The sequence below is a fragment of the Burkholderia sp. WP9 genome, from assembly GCF_900104795.1.
Taxonomy (GTDB): Bacteria; Pseudomonadota; Gammaproteobacteria; order Burkholderiales; family Burkholderiaceae; genus Paraburkholderia.
This window is the reverse complement of the sequence record NZ_FNTG01000002.1, coordinates 710,969-728,104: the sequence shown is the minus strand read 5'-3', so window position 1 is coordinate 728,104 and position 17,136 is coordinate 710,969. Positions and strand designations below refer to the sequence as shown.

Annotated in this window: 19 protein-coding genes; 9 read left to right on the top strand and 10 right to left on the bottom strand. The window is 63.4% G+C overall.

Translation table 11 applies throughout. The annotated features are described in order from the left end of the window. Window positions 1-153 precede the first annotated feature (153 nt). A complete protein-coding gene (locus BLW71_RS24550; RefSeq protein WP_091802796.1) occupies window positions 154-960 on the top strand; it encodes a MetQ/NlpA family ABC transporter substrate-binding protein in 807 nt (268 codons plus the stop codon). Window positions 961-1,082: 122 nt separating this feature from the next. Here BLW71_RS24550 and BLW71_RS24545 read toward each other — a convergent pair whose 3' ends face one another. The 3 genes from BLW71_RS24545 to BLW71_RS24535 form a co-directional block, all read right to left on the bottom strand. After that, window positions 1,083-2,198, bottom strand: a complete 1,116-nt coding sequence (locus tag BLW71_RS24545; protein WP_091808806.1) for a succinylglutamate desuccinylase/aspartoacylase family protein — start codon at window positions 2,196-2,198, stop codon at window positions 1,083-1,085. 247 nt (window positions 2,199-2,445) lie between these two features. After that, entirely contained in the window at window positions 2,446-3,228 is a 783-nt protein-coding gene (locus BLW71_RS24540; RefSeq protein WP_091802793.1) for an ABC transporter substrate-binding protein, read from the bottom strand. Window positions 3,229-3,657: 429 nt separating this feature from the next. Then, complete coding sequence (locus BLW71_RS24535) at window positions 3,658-3,900, bottom strand: hypothetical protein (protein ID WP_091802790.1); 243 nt, start codon at window positions 3,898-3,900, stop codon at window positions 3,658-3,660. Window positions 3,901-4,395: 495 nt separating this feature from the next. On the opposite strand from BLW71_RS24535, the gene BLW71_RS24530 reads away from it, so the two are divergent. From BLW71_RS24530 to BLW71_RS24510, 5 genes are all read left to right on the top strand, one after another. Continuing rightward, window positions 4,396-5,541, top strand: a complete 1,146-nt coding sequence (locus tag BLW71_RS24530) for an ABC transporter substrate-binding protein (RefSeq protein ID WP_091802787.1) — start codon at window positions 4,396-4,398, stop codon at window positions 5,539-5,541. Further along, a complete protein-coding gene (locus tag BLW71_RS24525; protein ID WP_091802784.1) occupies window positions 5,541-7,352 on the top strand; it encodes a diguanylate cyclase domain-containing protein in 1,812 nt (603 codons plus the stop codon). The genes BLW71_RS24530 and BLW71_RS24525 overlap by 1 nt, the downstream gene beginning before the upstream one ends. 322 nt (window positions 7,353-7,674) lie before the next feature. Beyond that, window positions 7,675-7,983 (top strand): hypothetical protein, encoded by a 309-nt coding sequence (locus tag BLW71_RS24520; RefSeq protein ID WP_286162212.1) that lies wholly within the window; start codon window positions 7,675-7,677, stop codon window positions 7,981-7,983. Between the two features lie 11 nt (window positions 7,984-7,994). Beyond that, entirely contained in the window at window positions 7,995-8,336 is a 342-nt protein-coding gene (locus tag BLW71_RS24515) for a hypothetical protein (protein ID WP_286162090.1), read from the top strand. 58 nt (window positions 8,337-8,394) lie between these two features. Then, complete coding sequence (locus tag BLW71_RS24510) at window positions 8,395-8,841, top strand: lytic transglycosylase domain-containing protein (protein WP_091802779.1); 447 nt, start codon at window positions 8,395-8,397, stop codon at window positions 8,839-8,841. Window positions 8,842-8,924: 83 nt separating this feature from the next. Here the strand turns inward: BLW71_RS24510 and BLW71_RS24505 are convergent, their stop codons facing one another. The 7 genes from BLW71_RS24505 to phnG all read right to left on the bottom strand — a co-directional run bounded on the left by BLW71_RS24505 (window position 8,925) and on the right by phnG (window position 14,915). Beyond that, entirely contained in the window at window positions 8,925-10,058 is a 1,134-nt protein-coding gene (locus BLW71_RS24505; protein ID WP_091802776.1) for an alpha-D-ribose 1-methylphosphonate 5-triphosphate diphosphatase, read from the bottom strand. A gap of 98 nt (window positions 10,059-10,156) precedes the next feature. After that, complete coding sequence (gene phnL, locus BLW71_RS24500) at window positions 10,157-10,921, bottom strand: phosphonate C-P lyase system protein PhnL (protein ID WP_091802773.1); 765 nt, start codon at window positions 10,919-10,921, stop codon at window positions 10,157-10,159. 8 nt (window positions 10,922-10,929) lie between these two features. Next, window positions 10,930-11,700, bottom strand: a complete 771-nt coding sequence (phnK, locus tag BLW71_RS24495; protein WP_091802770.1) for a phosphonate C-P lyase system protein PhnK — start codon at window positions 11,698-11,700, stop codon at window positions 10,930-10,932. Further along, window positions 11,697-12,620 (bottom strand): alpha-D-ribose 1-methylphosphonate 5-phosphate C-P-lyase PhnJ, encoded by a 924-nt coding sequence (locus tag BLW71_RS24490; RefSeq protein ID WP_091802768.1) that lies wholly within the window; start codon window positions 12,618-12,620, stop codon window positions 11,697-11,699. The genes phnK and BLW71_RS24490 overlap by 4 nt, the downstream gene beginning before the upstream one ends. Then, complete coding sequence (locus tag BLW71_RS24485; protein ID WP_091802765.1) at window positions 12,617-13,795, bottom strand: carbon-phosphorus lyase complex subunit; 1,179 nt, start codon at window positions 13,793-13,795, stop codon at window positions 12,617-12,619. The genes BLW71_RS24490 and BLW71_RS24485 overlap by 4 nt, the downstream gene beginning before the upstream one ends. After that, window positions 13,795-14,418: a phosphonate C-P lyase system protein PhnH gene (gene phnH, locus BLW71_RS24480; protein WP_091802762.1), complete on the bottom strand. Its 624-nt coding sequence runs from the start codon at window positions 14,416-14,418 to the stop codon at window positions 13,795-13,797. The genes BLW71_RS24485 and phnH overlap by 1 nt, the downstream gene beginning before the upstream one ends. Next, a complete protein-coding gene (phnG, locus tag BLW71_RS24475) occupies window positions 14,418-14,915 on the bottom strand; it encodes a phosphonate C-P lyase system protein PhnG (protein WP_091802759.1) in 498 nt (165 codons plus the stop codon). Before phnG ends, phnH begins: the two co-directional genes overlap by 1 nt. Before the next feature lie 181 nt (window positions 14,916-15,096). Between phnG and phnF the strand changes: the two genes are divergently transcribed. From phnF to phnN, 3 genes are read left to right on the top strand one after another with little or no spacing between them, the layout of a single operon-like run. Beyond that, window positions 15,097-15,855, top strand: a complete 759-nt coding sequence (phnF, locus tag BLW71_RS24470) for a phosphonate metabolism transcriptional regulator PhnF (RefSeq protein WP_091802756.1) — start codon at window positions 15,097-15,099, stop codon at window positions 15,853-15,855. Next, window positions 15,852-16,571, top strand: coding sequence for a DUF1045 domain-containing protein (locus BLW71_RS24465; RefSeq protein ID WP_091802753.1), 720 nt, complete (start codon window positions 15,852-15,854; stop codon window positions 16,569-16,571). Before phnF ends, BLW71_RS24465 begins: the two co-directional genes overlap by 4 nt. 5 nt (window positions 16,572-16,576) lie before the next feature. After that, window positions 16,577-17,131 carry a phosphonate metabolism protein/1,5-bisphosphokinase (PRPP-forming) PhnN gene (phnN, locus tag BLW71_RS24460; protein WP_091808801.1) on the top strand — a complete coding sequence of 185 codons (555 nt, stop codon included), beginning with the start codon at window positions 16,577-16,579 and terminating at the stop codon, window positions 17,129-17,131. Window positions 17,132-17,136 lie beyond the last annotated feature (5 nt).

Sequence of the window (17,136 nt, the reverse complement as noted above, 5' to 3'; positions counted from 1 at the left end):
CACATAGCTTCGCCAGCTGAAATCGAGCAGGGCATGCGCGTATAAGCTTTTTCCCGCTCGTGCATATAAGCGTGTGAAAAACGATTGGTTTTCCGCCGTCACAGCCGCATGCGACGATGCGCGCCTACCAACACATCACATGTAGGAAGACGCATGCAACGCCGGACAATCCTCCAGAACCTGCTCGCCATCGCCGCCTTTTCGCTGACGGCCACGTTCGCGCACGCGGACGACAAACAACTCAAGATCGGCACGATGAGCGGCCCGGACGCGCAAATCTGGTCGGTCGTGACGAAAGTGGCGGCGCGCGAAGGTCTGAACGTCAAAGTCATCGAATTCAACGATTATGTGCAGCCGAACGCTGCGCTCGACGCGGGCGACCTCGACGCCAACGGCTTTCAGCACCAGCCGTTTCTCGACAGCCAGATCAAGCAGCGCGGCTACAAGATCGTCAACGTCGGCTTGACCTATGTGTCGCCAATGGGCTTCTATTCGAAGAAACTCAAGTCGCTCAAGGACTTGCCGGAAGGCGCGAAGGTCGGCATCCAGAACGACCCGTCCAACGGCAATCGCGCGCTGCTGCTTTTGCAGAAGTACGGTGTGATCAAGTTGAAGCCGGGCGTCGGCACGAACGGCGTGAACGCGACGCCGCTCGATGTCGCTGAAAATCCGAAGAAGATCAAGCTGGTGGAACTCGATGCCGCGCAATTGCCGCGTGCGCTCGGCGACCTCGACGCAGCTTCGATCAATACCGATTACGCGGTCAAGGCCGGCCTGCAACCGACCAAAGACGCAATCGCGATCGAAGACCTCAAAGGCCCGTACGCGAATCTGATCGCGGTGCGCGAGCAGGACCGCAATCAGCCGTGGGTGAAGAAGCTGGTGGCGGCGTACGAATCGGACGAAGTGCGCAAGTACATCGATACGCAATTCAAAGGCGCGATCATTCCGGCTTTCTGAGCACGGTTTGGCTGATGCCGTGTAAACGCAAATCGCCCGCTGTTTCAGCGGGCGATTTGCGTTGCGGCTCGAACTCTCGCGGGCGTGCCGCGCGATAAGGCGGCACGAGCGAGATTTTTGCCTTAGTTGCTCAGCAGCGAGCCGCTGCGGAACGCCTTCGCACCGGCAATGCGCGCGAATTCCAGACCGGCCGTCGCAAAGCGCGTCAAATGCCGTGCGTACAGCACGCCGGCCACGCTGCTCTTGAGCGTGACGACTTGCTCCGTCAGCGGATCGACGATATCGGCGATCTCATGACCCACGTCGACCCAGGTGCCGACTTCACAGCGATACACCAGCACGCCGCTGATCGGTGCGACGATCGGCTCGGCGCCGGCGAGCGGCGTGGCGGCGAATTCGAGCGGCGGCAGCGCGGCAGCCGTGCCGTCGATCACGCCACGCGAGGTCAGGTATTCGATGATCGCCTGCGCATCATGCTCGGCGTACTCGTACGACACTTCGCGCTGGCCGCGCAGTTCGATCGTGACCGAGATCGACCCGTTCGGAATCGGGAAGCGGTCGCCGTAGCGGCCACGCAGATCCGACCAGCAGAAGCTGTGAATTTCGTCGAACGGATTGCCCACCGAATTGAGCGCGAGCAGCGATGCCTTGGCGTCCAGGTAGCAGGCGAGCGGCTCGACTTCCGGCCACAGGTCCGGGTTCGTGTAGAGGTGCATCGCCGCTTCCCAGTCGCAATGCAGATCGAGCACGACGTCGGCGTCGTATGAAAGCTTTTGCAGCGCGAGGCGCTGCGATTCGAGTTCGGTCTGCGGCGTTTGCGCGTCGAGCGCCTCGCGCATGGCCGTGCGGATCGCCGTGCGGTTTGCGTCGAGATTGTCGGTCAGGCGCGACTCGATCACCGGCTGCACCAGCGCCGACAGATCGTGGAAATTGCGGTTGAAGTTCTGGGCCGTGTTGGTTTCGAAACGCCCGGTCAGATGGCCGAGAAAGTGCTGATTCAGGCCGATCGGATTGGCCACCGGCACGATCACGACTTCGCCGCGAATCTTGCCGGCCGCTTCCAGCGCCGTCAGCTTGCGGCGCAGTGCCCACGAGACCAGCATGCCGGGCAGCTCGTCGGCATGCAGCGACGACTGGATGTAAATCTTCTGGCCGCCGCCCGGACCGTAGTGGAAACTCGTCAGGTTGCGGGCGGTGCCGAGCGTCGGAGCAATCAGCGGATGGGTTTGGGTTTGCATGGTTTTCAAATCCGCGGCCAACTGGGCGTGCCGCGCTATCTCGTTGATAACAGTGGGGAAACTTGCTTGATAGCCGGTCAGTCTCGGGCCGGCGGGCGGCGCTTTGCGGGCGCCTCGATCGCACGATCTTAGCCGATATGACGCAGTGTGTGGTTTTATGCGGCGCTGTAAATGAAACGGGCTCCGCCTGTGGCGGAGCCCGTTTCTGCAAACCGGCAGGGCGCGTCGTCAGACGCGCATGGCCAGCTTAGCCGCCGTACACGTCGAAGTCGAAGTATTTCTTCTCGAGCTTCTTGTACGTACCGTCCTTGATGATGTCGGCGATTGCCTTGTCGACCTTCGCTTTCAGATCGGTGTCTTCCTTGCGCATGCCGATGCCTGCGCCGTTGCCGAGGATCTTCGGATCGTCGAGGTTCTTGCCGACGAAGTCGAAGCCGGCGCCGCGCGGCGTCTTCAGGAAGCCGATTTCAGCTTGCACTGCGTCTTGCAGCGCTGCGTCCAGACGGCCCGACAGCAAGTCGGCGTAGACCTGATCCTGGTTCTGATACGGCACGACCTTCGTGCCCTTCGCTTCCCAGTACGTCTTCGCGTACGTTTCCTGGATCGTGCCTTGTTCCACGCCAACCGTCTTGCCCTTGAGCGAGTCGGCCGTCGGCAGGATGCCCGAACCCTTCTTCGCCACGAGGCGCGTCGGGGTGTTGAACAGTTTGTTCGAGAAAGCGATCTGCTCGGCGCGTTGCGGCGTCATGGACATCGACGACAGCACGCCGTCGAACTTCTTCGCCTTCAGGGCCGGGATCATGCCGTCGAAGTCGTTTTCGACCCACACGCACTTGGCCTTCAGGCGCGCGCAGATTTCATTGCCGAGGTCGATATCGAAGCCAACGAGCTTGCCGTCCGAGCCCTTCGACTCAAACGGGGGGTAGCTGGCGTCAACGCCGAAACGGATGGTCGACCAATCTTTAGCGTGTGCGCCAATCGAGACGGTAGCAAGCAGAGCAACCGTCAAAGCCGCTAGCAGTTTTTTCACTGTTTTACTCCTCGGTGTAGTTCAAATACGCCCGCATGCGGTTGTGCCGCTGCGGGGCACCCGGCGCGACTCACGACCGGGCTTGGGTTGAAGCTGCCAGCCGGGGCGGCCAGCAGCGCGCGCCAAGCTTATCAGTTCAAAAAGATTGGGTAGCTAGTGAAACACCGGATGGCGCAAGAGGCTGGCTTCTAATGCGTGAATGTGGTGGAGATGCGAAAGCGTCGCTGATGCGTATCGGGTGGCAAGGTCCGCTCGTCTCGCGTACGTGTCGCGCACGTAATGCCGCAGTAATGAAGTTGGCTAATTTGCGTGCGTGCGTGCGTGCGTGCGTCACGTCACGTCACTTCGCGGTTGTCGCGGCTGCCCGGATGGTGCGCGATTCCACGCGTTCCCACGCGCGCCAGCGCAGGCAGAGCACAAGACGGCGATTCACTCCTTGGCGAGCGAATCCGCGCGTTCCGCGCCGACCTCGCCGCACCAGAGTGCGCCCTTGTCCATCATCTGCGCGTCCTGTGCGGACATGCCCGCGCAGGTGCCGCGCATGTCCTGGGTTTCGCGCTGGGTGCGCTCGAGTGCCGCACGATTCATTTCGCCCTGAAGCCAACTGCCGAAGCACGCAATCGATCCGGCCGCCACGGCCACCCACACCCATTCTGTTTTGCTCAAGCGCATTGTCTGTTTCTTGTCCGACTCGTCGACTACCCGGAAGACAGGCCGCGCGGCATCGCGCGACGCTGCCTTCGACCGCCGGCGGCGGACTGGGCAGGCGAACGTTTATCGGCATCCGCGCGGCGTTTCTTTAGCAATGTGTCGCGGGGTTTGTCCTCGCACAATTTAGCCGCGACTCTTACGTGTTAAGACGCAGATCGCTCGTGTTTCACGGGTTCAAATGTTTCAAACGGCCGTAGTCGAGTTAAAGATTCCGCATAAACTGCCGTTAAATGCAGATGAGCGCGCTTGCTGTATCCCGTTTGACGGAATTTGTTCGACTCGGCGAAGCCGACAACCAAAAATGGTTTTCTTAGCGCTATCATCGTTGCTCCTCGCGCCCGGCCCAATGCCTCACGCAGAGCGTATCTGTCTGAAGAATGTCGCCGGACGACAGTCCGCGGATCGATTCCGTGCGTCGACGCTCGCCATCAGGTCTTCTGCTAAACGGTGTTGTATATGCACATAATGTTTGCGGCAGATGAAAAGCGCGTTTGTAAACGATTCTTTCAATCACGAATCGGCGTGTTTGCGCGCGCCTATTTATTGTGTCGCAGCGTTTGTCTGGGACTTTTGACATTTCTACCCGGCGTGGTTTTTTCCGTCGGCCTTTGTGCGGCCGCGCCGGTTAAAGCCGACGACAACGTCCTGCGCGTGCTCGCGTGGCCAGGCTACGCTGACGCCGACGTGGTGAAGCGTTTCGAGGCGCGTTACAAGGCCCGCGTCGAAGTCACGCTGGTCGATTCCGACGAGGCGCTATGGGCGCAGATGCATGCGAAAGGGACGCCGCCCTTCGACGTGCTCGCCGCCAATACCGCCGAAATCCAGCGCTATACCGAGGCGAATCTTTTGGCGCCGCTCGACCTCGCCAGGTTGCCGAACACCAGAAAACAATTGCCGCGCTTTCAGGCGCTTGCCTCGATTGGCGGCATCACGTCGGGCGGCAAGGCATACGCCATTCCGTTCACGTACTCGTCGATGGGCTTGATCTACGACCGCAAGCAGGTCGCCGTGGCGCCGCGCTCCATGCGCGAATTGTGGAATCCGCGTTACCGCGGCAAGGTGCTCGACTTCAACAGTGCGCAGCACAATTTCTCGTTCACTGCGTTGGCGCTGGGCTATTCCCATCCCTTTCAACTCGATGCCGCGCACATGCGCACGATCGCTCACAAGCTCGTCGATCTGCGCCGCAATCTGTTGACCTATTACACGTTGCCCGAGGAGGCGACCGCGTTTTTCATCCAGCATAAGGTTGCGTTGATGTTCGGCAACTACGGCACCCAGCAGGTCGAGTTGCTGCGCCGGGCGGGCGCCGACGTGGGCTATGTGATTCCCGACGAGGGCGCGCTCGCATGGCTGGATTGCTGGTCGATGACACGTGCGGCGGCCGATCAGCCGCTTGCGCTCGCGTGGATCAATTACATGCTCGAACCGGACGTCAGCGCATTGCTGACACAACGCCAGGGGCTCGCCAATACGTTGACGGCGCCCGTGGAAAACAGCGATAACGCGCGTATCGTGTGGATCGGTCCGGTGGAAAATACTCAGCGGCGCGAGGACCTGTGGGCCAGAATCGTGTCCGGGGACCGGTCGGAGCGTTTTTGATGATACGCCCCGGGCTGACCTTCAAATTATCCGTGCTGCTCGCGTGCATCGGCGTGCTCGCGTCAGGCGCGACCGGCTATTACGCGTATCGTGCGAATCGCACGATGCTCGTGAACGAAGCCGGGCGCAGCCTGCTTACGTCGACGGAATTGCTGGGCCAGCGCTTTTCCGCCTCGATCGACGACGTCGGCTCCGACGCGCTGGTGCTCGCGAGCATGCCGTCCACGGCGGACATCGCGCAGACCGACGACGGCGTCGGCCCGAACGCGGCCCGCGAACGGCTGGCGCAGGTGTATTCCAGTTTCATGGTGCATCACCTCGAGTACCTGCAAATCCGCCTGATTACGCGCCAGCACTATGGGCTCGAACTGGTCCGCTTCGACCGCGACGCGGACGGCCTCGTGCGGGTCGAAGGGAAGAACCTGCAGGAGAAAGGTCAGTTTGCCTACGTATTCGACACGCTGACGTTTGCGCCGGGCCGCATTTACATTTCGCCGATCTCGGTGAACCATGAGTACGGCTCGCATGCAGCCCAGGGCAAGCCGACGCTGCGGCTCGGCACGCCTGTGTCGAACGCGCATGGCGACGTGGTGGGCGTCGTCGTGATCGATATCGATCTGGAGGCGCTGTTCAAACGGCTGCAAAGCGATTTGCCGAGCGACTATCGGGTCTACCTCGCCAACGAGTGGGGCGATTTCCTCGTTCATCCGGATGCCTCGAAAACTTTCGGCTTCGATCGGGGCCGGCGCGTGCTGATGCAGGACAGTTTCTCCGTCACGAGGCCGCTCTTCGAACAGTCGCAAGGCGAGGTGCTGGTGGACGGTCTTGCGCGGCCGAAGCAGGCCGCCGGCCAGGTACTCGCTTTCGTGCGCAGGCCTTTCGGTGATCTGGCGGGCAACCGCTTCATCGTGCTCGGTCTCGCCAAGCCGCTCGAAGACGTCCTGTCCGGCGCGAATCTGCTTGGCAACAGTATCGTGCGCATGGTGCTGATTTTCAGTGTGCTGGCGCTGTTCCTCGCCATTCTGTTCGCGCGCGCGCTGACCAAGCCGCTGCACATGCTCGCGCATGCGGCAACGCATCTGTTCGCCGAACACGCCATGCCTACGCTGCCGCTCAACCGGACCGACGAGATCGGCGTGCTGGCGCGCTGCTTCGACCGGCTGCGGCGCGAAATCAAATCGCAAATGGACGTGCTGCACGCCAAGCAACGTGAACTCGTGCATCTCGCCACGCATGACGGACTGACCGGACTGCCGAACCGCGTCCTGTTCATGGAGAAGCTCGAAAGCGCGATCGAGGAAGCAACGCGGCGAGAGGAAGGCCTCGCCGTGCTGTTCGTCGACCTCGACCGTTTCAAGCAGATCAACGACCAGTTCGGCCATTCCGTCGGCGACACGGTGCTCGCCGCGGTGGGGCGTCGCCTGAAGCAGGTGCTCTGTTCCGCGGACCTGGTGGCGCGTTTGGGTGGCGACGAGTTCATCGTGCTGATCGAAGGGCCGCGCGCGGCAGAGGCGGCGCCCGCGATCGCCGCGCGCATCATGGAGGCGCTGAACGAAGAGGTCCGGGTTGAAGGGCAGAACATGACGGTGGGCGCGAGCATCGGCATTAGCCAGTTTCCCGACGACAGCGGCACGGCGGAAGAATTGCTGCTCAACGCCGACGCGGCGATGTATGCGGCTAAATCCGGCGGACGTTGCGCGTATATGCGTTACCAGGATGTGCTCGAAGCGCGCCGGCGCGAGCAGGTCGAGGCGCACGCGCAGGCCGGCGAGGGCGCAACGCAAGGACACGAGGCCGAACCGACGGCCTGATGCAGCCAAAACGCGCATCCTGCTTTCCAGTCAGCTTTCCAGCTGCTTGCGATCTGCTTTCCGTCTACTGCGCCTGCTCCTTTTTTCTTGCCGGAATCGCGAGGCAACTTTGCCTCGATCTTCGCTTCGCCGAGCGTTGAAGCAATCGTTTGCGCCGATCTTGAGACAAGTCTTTTTGATTTTCGGTGAAGCGTTTCCGCCGTATCAACTTTCCCTCGACGTTGCCGAAAACTCCGTTATAGCAATGAATCGACGGGAGATTTCCGTGAAGCGACAGATAGGGTTGCTGGCTGCCGTGTTCGCGCTCGCCGGCTGCGCCCAGATGCCGCCGCCGAGCGCGGCCCATACGGACAAGGCGCCGAACGAGGTGCTCAGTTTCGACATTCCGCCTGACGCGCTCGGCGCGCGCGATCCGCAACTGACCACCGTGCTCGCGAAAGCGGGCGCACTCGCCGCCGCGCAGCCGCAGTCCACAATCGTTCTCGTGACGGCGCTGGGGCAGGACTTCGCGTACCTGAATCAGGCGGTGTGGAAGGGCGTGCCGGCACAGCGCGCGGCCCGGGTGAACTTCGAGAACCGCACCGCCGGATTGGGTCAGCCGTATAGCGTATCGATCAGGACGGTCCAATGAAGGAGGGCACCGTGACCGTTCGCATCACTTTGCTGGCGCTGGCCATGCTCCTCAGCGCGCCGGCCTTCGCCGGACAGCCTGGCGCGGACCTGCAATCTGCTGGCGCGTTTCCCGCCGCGGCGGACAAGGTGTATCCGCCGTTGCCGTCGCTGGCCATGCTGCCGCCGCCGGGCACGGGCGATGACGAATTGCCGGTGAAGCCGGTAACGCATCGAAAGAAAACGCATGTGGCGGCGCAGGCGCAGGAGCGCAGAAGCCCGCCCGCCCCGGTCGTGCGGATCGTCGTGTCCGACGCCTCGCATGCGTATCTCGACTCGGTGCAACGGCAGATCGATCTGGCGTTGGCCAGATAAACCGGCCGGCGCTTCGACGCGGGTCACGCTGCATCACTATCAAACGGAAGGATGCGTCATGTCCTTGAAGATTATCTTCTCAGCACTTGCCTGCCTGTCGGTATGCGGCGCCGCGCAAGCAGCCGACGACTGCTTCAACGAAGCAGCGGCTTATCAGGGCGTGAATCCGTGGGTGCTGCGCGCACTCGCATGGTACGAATCGAAGGGTGACGCGAGCGCGATACGGCAGAACGCAAATGGCTCGATCGACGTGGGTCAGTTGCAGATCAACTCGATTCACTTCGACGACCTCGCGCGCGAAGGCGTTCCGCATCGCGCGCTGGTCGATCCGTGCGTGAACGTGTATGTGGCGGCCTGGCTGCTGAAACAGAAGATGGTCAAGCACGGCAATACGTGGCGCGCGATCGGCGCCTACCATTCGGAAACGCCGAAACAGCGCGACGCCTATGCGCGCGGAATTCAGAAGGTGCTGGTGGCATGGGGGCAGTTGCCGTCCGCGCGCTGAACCCGCTCACCAGGCACCAGGCACCATGCACCAGGCGCGGACCGCGCGTCCGGCGAGCCATCAAGGTCTTGAGCGCCTTCCCTTCAAACGATCCGTGCGCCGCCGCGATATGTAGCGCGCGGCACCGGCAGCCTGTCGAGCATGGTTACGCGCACGAAGTCAGCGCGCAAGCCCGGTTCGATCGCGCCTCGGTCGTGCAAACCGGCGGTGCGCGCCGGTTCGGCGGAGACGGTCGCCATTGCGCGCGGCAACGTCCAGCCGGCCTGGTCGACCAGTTCGAACACGGCGGTCATCAGGCTCGACGGCACATAATCCGACGACAGGATGTCGAGCAGGTCCGCTCGTGCCAGTTCGAGCGCCGACACGTTGCCCGAATGCGAGCCGCCGCGCACGATATTCGGCGCGCCCATGATGGTCGAAATGCCGTGCTCGCGCGCGGCTTCGGCGGCGATGCGGGTGGTCGGAAACTCCGCGAGCACGATGCCTTCGGCTTTGGCCTGTTCGACGTGTTCGATCAGCGTGTCGTCGTGGCTTGCCACCGGAATGCCGAGCCGGTTGCAGCGCGCCACGATCTCGCGGCGGTGCGCGTCGGCGTACCGTGCCTGTTCGACCGAGAGTTCGGTGAGCGCGGTCGCCACGTGTTCGTCGCTCAGTTTGCCGTTGCGTTCCTGAAAGCGGCGCCATTGTTCGCGGTCGTGCCACTGACGCTGACCGGGCGTGTGATCCATTACCGAGGCGAGCCGCAGCAACGGATGCGCGCACAACGAATCGAACACGTCCACCACGTCGGCGGTGGCGATTTCGCAGCGCAGATGCAGAAAGTGTTCGGCGCGCAGCAGCTTGCGCTCGGAGAAGCGCGTGAGCGCTTCGGCGCATTGCGTTTGCAGATCGCGGCCCCGCAATCCCACGTTCGTGCGCGAACCGATGGCGAGCGCATCGAATACGGTGGTGATGCCGGCCGCGGCCACCTGGGCGTCGTGAATCACGAAGGCCGCATCGGTATTCCATTGCACGCCCGGACGCGGCGCGAGATGCTTCTCGAGGTTGTCCGTGTGCAGTTCGATCAGGCCGGGCAACAGATAGTCGCCGTCCCAATCTTCGGCTTCGCGCGCCGCGGTCGTGCCGCGCTCGACTTCGCGGATCACGCCGTCTTCGGCGCGAACCACACCGGTGAATACTTCGTCTCGCGTCACGATGCGAGCGTTCCTGATCAACATCGACTTGCTCCGTAGTCAGTCAGACTTGAGTGTGGGCTTTTTACGCACTGGGGCCGCATGTGTCAGTGTAGTGCCGTTGCGCGCCCGATTTGTGTCATTCAGTGACGCAGCGGCGGCTTCAGTTCCAGGCGGCGCGTGGCGACCTTGTTGCGCGTGTCTTCGTCGTGAAAGATGCCGACGATCGCCGCGCCGCGCTCGCGTGCTTCGACGATCAGGTCGGCGACCACGTCGCGGTTGTCGGCGTCGAGTGAGGCCGTCGGTTCGTCGAGCAAAAGCAGCGGGTGCTCGGCAATCAAACCACGCGCGATATTCACGCGCTGTTGTTCGCCGCCTGAGAACGTGGCGGGCGCGAGCGACCACAGTCTTTCAGGCACGTTCAATCTGGCGAGTAGCGCAGCGGCGCGCGAGCGTGCTTCGTCTTCCGGTACGCCGCGCGAGAGCAGCGGTTCGGCTACGAGCGTAAGTGTCGGCACGCGCGGAATCACGCGCAGAAACTGGCTCACGTAACCGACCACGCTTCGGCGTAGGCGCAGTACGTCGTGCGGCTCAGCCCCGGTGATCGATAGGGACCTGCCGTCGTTTCCAAGGTCGCGAATCGCAATCGAGCCGCTCGTCGCCAGATAGTTGCCGTACAGGCAGCGCAGCAGTGTGCTCTTGCCCGCACCCGACGGCCCGACCAGCACCACGCATTCGCCTCGCTCGATTTCGAGCGAGACGCCCGCCAGCGCTTCGATTCGCACGCCGCCCTGGCCGTGCAACACAAAGGTCTTGCCAATGCCGACCGCGCGCAGCATCAGCGCCGCGTTGTCGACGAATGCGTGCTCGGCGGCGCGCGCTTCAGTGCTTGTTTCAATGGATCGCATTGTGTGCCTCAAACCGGCAGAACCGAGGAAACCAGCGTTTGCGTGTACGGGTGCTGCGGATCGTCGAGCACCTGGTCGGTCAGTCCCGCCTCGACCACTTCGCCGCCTTGCATGACCATCAGCCGGTGCGCGAGCAAACGCGCGACGCCGATATCGTGCGTGACGATCAGCACCGACAGATGCAGCGTCGACGTCAGCGTGCGCAGCAGATCGAGCAGGCGCGCCTGCACCGATACGTCGAGGCCGGCGGTCGGTTCGTCCATGAAGACGAGCCTTGGACCGGTGACGAGATTGCGCGCAATCTGCAAACGCTGCTGCATGCCGCCCGAAAACGCCGCCGGAAATTCGTCGATGCGTGAGGAATCGAGTTCGACGCGCTCCATCCACTGCGTGGCCGCGTAGCGGATATCCCCATAGTGGCGCGCGCCGACAGCCATCAACGGCTCGCCGATGTTCGCGCCGGCCGAGACGCCGCTGCGCAGTCCGTCGCGCGGATTCTGCTGAACGAAACCCCATTCGGTGCGCATCAGCAAACGGCGGCGTGGTTCGGACAAGGCGAGCAGATCGAGCTGGTCGCCGTGAGTAGCCGTGTAGTGAAGCGAGCCGCTGTCGGCCGCGGTCTTGAGCGCGAGCGTGTTCAGCAGCGTGGTCTTGCCCGAACCTGATTCGCCGACAATGCACAGCACTTCGCCCGGATACAGGTCGAAGCTGACGTTCCTGCAGCCATTGCGGCCGCCGTATTGTTTGGTGAGCGAGCGGGCGGTGAGGAGCGGCGTCATGCGTGTTCTCCCTCGCGCGCGGCACGCAACGGCAAATCGGGTTCTTCGTCGCCGCGGCGTTCGTGGCAGTAGTCGCTGTCGGAGCAGACGAACATGCGTTTGCCCGCATCGTCGACGATCATTTCGTCGAGGAAGCTCTCAGTCGAACCACATAGCGCGCAGGCGTGTTGCCACTTCTGCACTTCGAACGGATGATCGTCGAAGTCGAGGCTGCGCACGTGCGTGTAAGGCGGAATCGCGTGAATGCGACGCTCGCGGCCGGCGCCGAACAATTGCAGCGCGGGGTTCATATGCATCTTCGGGTTGTCGAACTTCGGAATAGGCGAAGGCGAAGTCAGATAACGGTGGTTGACGATCACCGGGTAGTCGTAGGTGGTCGCGATGCTGCCGTGATGCACGATGTCCTCATAGAGCTTCACGCTGATCAGGCCGTAATCGGCGAGCGCATGCAGCTTCTTGCACTCGGCGACGCGCGGTTCGAGGCGAAAGAGCGGCTCGGGCATTGGTACCTGATAGACCAGAATCTGCCTGTCCGTGAGCGGTGTTTCGGGAATGCGGTGACGGGTCTGGATGATCGTCGCCTCGACCGTGCGGCGCGTGGTCGCCACGCCGGTGGTGCGCGCGAAAAAACGGCGAATATTGACCGCGTTGGTGGTTTCGTCGGAGCCCTGATCGATCACCTTCAGCGTGTCCTGTCGGCCGATGATCGCCGCGGTGACCTGAATGCCGCCGGTGCCCCAGCCGAACGGCAGCGGCATTTCACGCGAAGCGAACGGCACCTGATACCCCGGCACGGCCACCGCCTTGAGCAAGGCGCGGCGCAGCATGCGTTTGGTCTGCTCGTCGAGGTACGCGAAGTTGTAGCCGTCGGCCGCGCTGTCGTACGAGGCGTTGGCGTGGGATGTGTCGGGCGCGTTCATGCTGCCTGCTCCTGCTGACCGTTGGTTTGATCCGCGCGTTGCTCGATGCCCTGATCCTGACTCTGCGCGGCGTGCTGCGCGCGCAAACGGCGCACGAGTTCCAGCTCCGACTGAAAGTCGACGTAGTGGGGCAGTTTCAGATGCTGCACGAACCCGGACGCTTCGACGTTATCGCTATGCGAGAGCATGAATTCGATATCTTGCGTGGGCGAGGCCAGCGTTTCACCGAGTTCCTCGGCGCGCAATGCGCGATCCACGAGCGCCATCGCCATTGCCTTGCGCTCTGAGTGACCGAACGCGAGACCGTAGCCTTGCGTGAAGGTGGGCGGCACGGCGCCGCTGCCGGCGAACTGATTGATCATCTGGCATTCGGTTATGTCGATGTCGCCGATTTCAACCGCTTCGCCCAACTCGTCGAGTTCCATTTCCACGGCGATCGTGCCGAAGCGGATCTCGCCCGCGAACGGATGCGAGTGCGCGTAACCGCGCTGCGTCGCGTATCCCATGGCGAGCAGAAAGCCTTCGTCGCCGCGCGCGAGATTTTGCAGACGCGTGGCGCGGCTCGCCGGAAAGGCGAGCGGCTCACGCGAGAGGTCGCCGGGTTCCGGCGCGTTCGGCGTGGGGCGTTCCTGTTCGATCAGACCTTCTTTGTCGAGCAAGGTGACGACGCGGGGCATGGCTTCCACTTCAGAGCCGGCAGTTCGACTCGAAGACGACGACGTCGCGCTTGCCGCCGTGTTGCCATGCGCATCGCTATCCGCATCGCCATCCGCTAACAGCGCGAAATCCAGCAGACGCTGCGTGTAATCGTAAGTCGCGCCCAGCAACTGGCCGCCGGGCACGTCCTTGAAGGTCGCTGAAATACGGCGCTCCACCTGCATCGCTTCGGTATCGATCGGTTGCGTGTAGCCGAAGCGCGGCAGTGTGGTGCGATACGCGCGCAGCAGGAAGATCGCTTCGACCAGATCGCCGGCGGCCTGCTTGATGGCGAGCGCGGCGAGGTCTTCATCGTAGACCGAACCTTCGGTCATGACGCGCGCTACCGCCAGGCGCAATTGTTCGCGAATCTGCGCGACGCTGAGTTCGGCTAGCCGCGTGTCGCCGCGGCGTGCCTTGTCGAGCAGACGCCACGACGCTTCGATCGCGCGTTCTCCACCCTTGACGGCAACGTACATCAGTTCACCTTCGCTTGAGTTGTGCGCGGCAGGCCGATCAGGCGTGCGCCGCAGACGAGATAACAATCGACACCGCAGGGAAAGAGCGGAGCGAGGGCGGCGCGTTCGCGCCAGAAACGTTCGGGCAGGCCGACTGGAGCAATCGTCGCGGTGTGCTGGATACCCGGGCCGCTCAGCACGATTGGCGCGCCACCCGTGAGTGCTTCGACGCGGATCAACAGCGTGACCGACTGTTCGGGCGATTCCGCCGCGCCAAGCGCGAAGCTCTGCAGCGGCGGCAACGCGCCGGCGTCATGGATATAGGCAAAGGCGGCTTGTGCGGGTTCGTCGACGAGCGGCGCGCCGGTGTGAAAGCGCAATGACGAACCGAGCGCCGTATCGGGTTGCGCGAGCCACACCGGCGTGGCGTAGTCGCAGAGTGCGAGCAGCGCGGCGAAGGCGGCAAGGTCCGCGCGGGTGGCTCGCACTTCGGGCAACACGTTCTCGATCACGCCGACCGTGCCCGGACGCGACAGCGCATCGAGCAAGGTGCGAAACACGGCCTGGGTGTCGTGCACCGGATCGGCGAAGCTTGGCGTTAAGTCGGTCAACGCGCTAGACAACGCAATCTGTGAGTTTCCCATTAGTCGCCCCGAACCATCGTGAAGAATTCGACGCGCGTGGCCGCGGCGTCCTGTTGCCGCCCGGCGCGTTTCGCGGCCTGCTGTGCGGCTAACGGCTCAATCAGTTGCTCATGCAAGACGGCGTGATGCGCCGGCATTTGCAAGAGGGCGTCTGCCAGCGCCGCCAGTTCGGCGCGGCGGCGGTCGCGGCCCAGATGACACGCCACGCCAACCGTCGCGTCAGCGTCGGCCGACGCGCGCAAACGCAAGGTGGCGCGGGTGACCGTGGCTTCGCCGAGATTGAACGGGTCGCCGCTGCCGCCGATCCGCCCGCGCACCATGGCGAGGCCGATTTCCGGCGGACGCAGCCAGTCATACGTTGGAGTGGGGATTCCCCGCAATGCGCGTTCGAGCGCGGCTTCGAGATCGGCTCGTGGCGTGCGGGCCAGCACGGCCATCCATGCGCGCCGGGCCGACGAGGGCAGAGCGGTGGAAGGCGAGGTGGAAGTGGCACTCATCGAATGTCCTGTTGTTCCAGCGAGTCAACATTTGACCATCTATTCATCTAAACGTCTAGACGTTTAGGGGTATGCTTGTCGAGCCGTGTAGCGCATACCCGCCGTTTCACATTTCCATCACGGCTTGCGCACTACAATGCACGTCATAGCGATTATTTGAACCCAAGGGAATGACAGCACCATGACATCGAACGACAACGCGACGCCGGGCACGATGCTCGAACGCGGCGCGGGCGTTGCCGTGTGGCGGCAGATCGAGCAGATCCTGGCGGCGGAAATCGCCGCCAGCGGTTTCGGCGAAGAAGGGCGTCTGCCGAGCGAAGGCGAACTGGCCAAACGCTTCGACGTGAACCGGCATACCGTGCGCCGGGCCATGCTGGGTCTTGCCGCGCTGGGCCTCGTCAGCGTCGAGCAGGGGCGTGGCACCTTCGTGCAACCCGGCGCGATTGACTATACGATCGGCCGCCGCACGCGGTTCACGGAAAACCTGCGCCAGCAGCATCACGCGGCGGCCGGCACGATGTTGTCGGCCGCGCGCGTGAAGGCCGAGCCGAGCGTTGCCAAGGCGCTGAGTCTGCGCGCCGGTGCGCCGGTCTACCGGATCGAATCGCTGCACGAATCCGACGGCGTGCCGCTCACCTTCGCGCGCAACTGGTATCCCGCGGCGCGGTTCGCGGACTTGCCGGAGGTGCTGGAGCGTACCGGCAGCATCACCAAGGCCATGGCGGAATTCGGCGTGAACGACTATCTGCGCAAGTGGAGTCGCATCGGCAGCGTGCTGCCCGAACCGGAGGTGGCACGGCGTTTGAATATCAACCGTCAGCAGCCCGTGCTGTGGGTCGAAAACGTCGATGTGGATCTGCAGGGCACGCCGGTCAAATACGGCTTCACCCACTTTGCCGCGGACCGCGTGCAACTGCTGGTGGAGCACGACCTATGAGCGGCGCGGCCTGGGGCGCCGAGGCTCGTTTTGCCGTGTATTACGCGCCCGCGCGTGAATCGGCGTGGTGGCAGGCCGGTTCGGCGTGGCTCGCGCGCGACGCGGAAAGCGGCGAGTGCTGCGAGGCTCCGCAACCTCCGGAACTGACGCGACCGCTCGCGGCGTTGACTGAAGCGCCGCGCCGCTACGGCTGGCACGGCACACTGGTCGCGCCGTTTAGACTCGCCGAAGGCGTGACACAGGCACACGTATTGCACGCCACGCGTGAATGGGCCCGCACGCAAAGCGCATTCGCGCTGCCGGTGGAAGCCGCAACGCTTGGCGATTTCGTCGCGCTGCGGCCAGCCGATGCAGAAGGCGAATCCCACATTCGCGACGTGGCCACGAGCGCCTTGCACACGCTCGATGCTTTGCGCGCACGGCCGTTGGCCGCGGATCTCGCGCGTCGACTGGCCGCGCCGCTGAGCGAACGGCAACGTGCGCTGTTGATCGAATGGGGCTATCCGTACGTGCTCGACGAATTCCGTTTTCACATGACGCTCTCCAGTTCGCTCGCCGACGCGAAGGAACGCGCCACGCTGGTCGCATGGTGGCAAGCGCGCACGGCCGCGCTTGGGCCGCTGATTGTCGATCATGCTGCGCTCTTCGTCGAACCGGCGCCCGGAGAGCCGTTCGTGTTGTGGCAACGTGTGCCCTTCCAGACCGGCGAGGTGTAATGACAATGACAGGTCGTTTGATCTATGTAATGGGGCCGTCCGGCGCGGGCAAGGACTCGCTGCTGGAGTTCGCGCGCAAGCGGCTGATGGGCGAGCCGATTCTGTTTGCGCACCGCTATATCACGCGGCCGAGCGGCAACGGCGAAGCGCATGTGGCGTTGAGCGTCGAAGAGTTTGCCGCGCGCTCCGTGCTTGGTCTGTTCGCGCTCGAATGGTCCAGCCACTCGCTGCGCTATGGCATCGGTATCGAACTGGATGCGTGGCTGGCGCGTGGTTGCACGGTGGTCGTCAACGGCTCGCGTCAGCATTTGCAGCACACGTTGGCGCGTTATCCGAAGACGGAAGTGGTGCACGTCGACGCCGCGCCGCATATTCTCGAAGCCCGGCTCGGCGCGCGGGCGCGCGAATCGGCGGAACAGGTGGCGGCGCGGCTCGCGCGCCGCGCGCCGTTCTCGCTGCCGGACGGCGTGCGCTGCACCACGATCGACAATTCCGGCACGCTGGATGAGGCGGGCCACGCGTTGATCGCGTTTCTGAAAGCGGAAGCCGACGTTCAGTAAGCCGT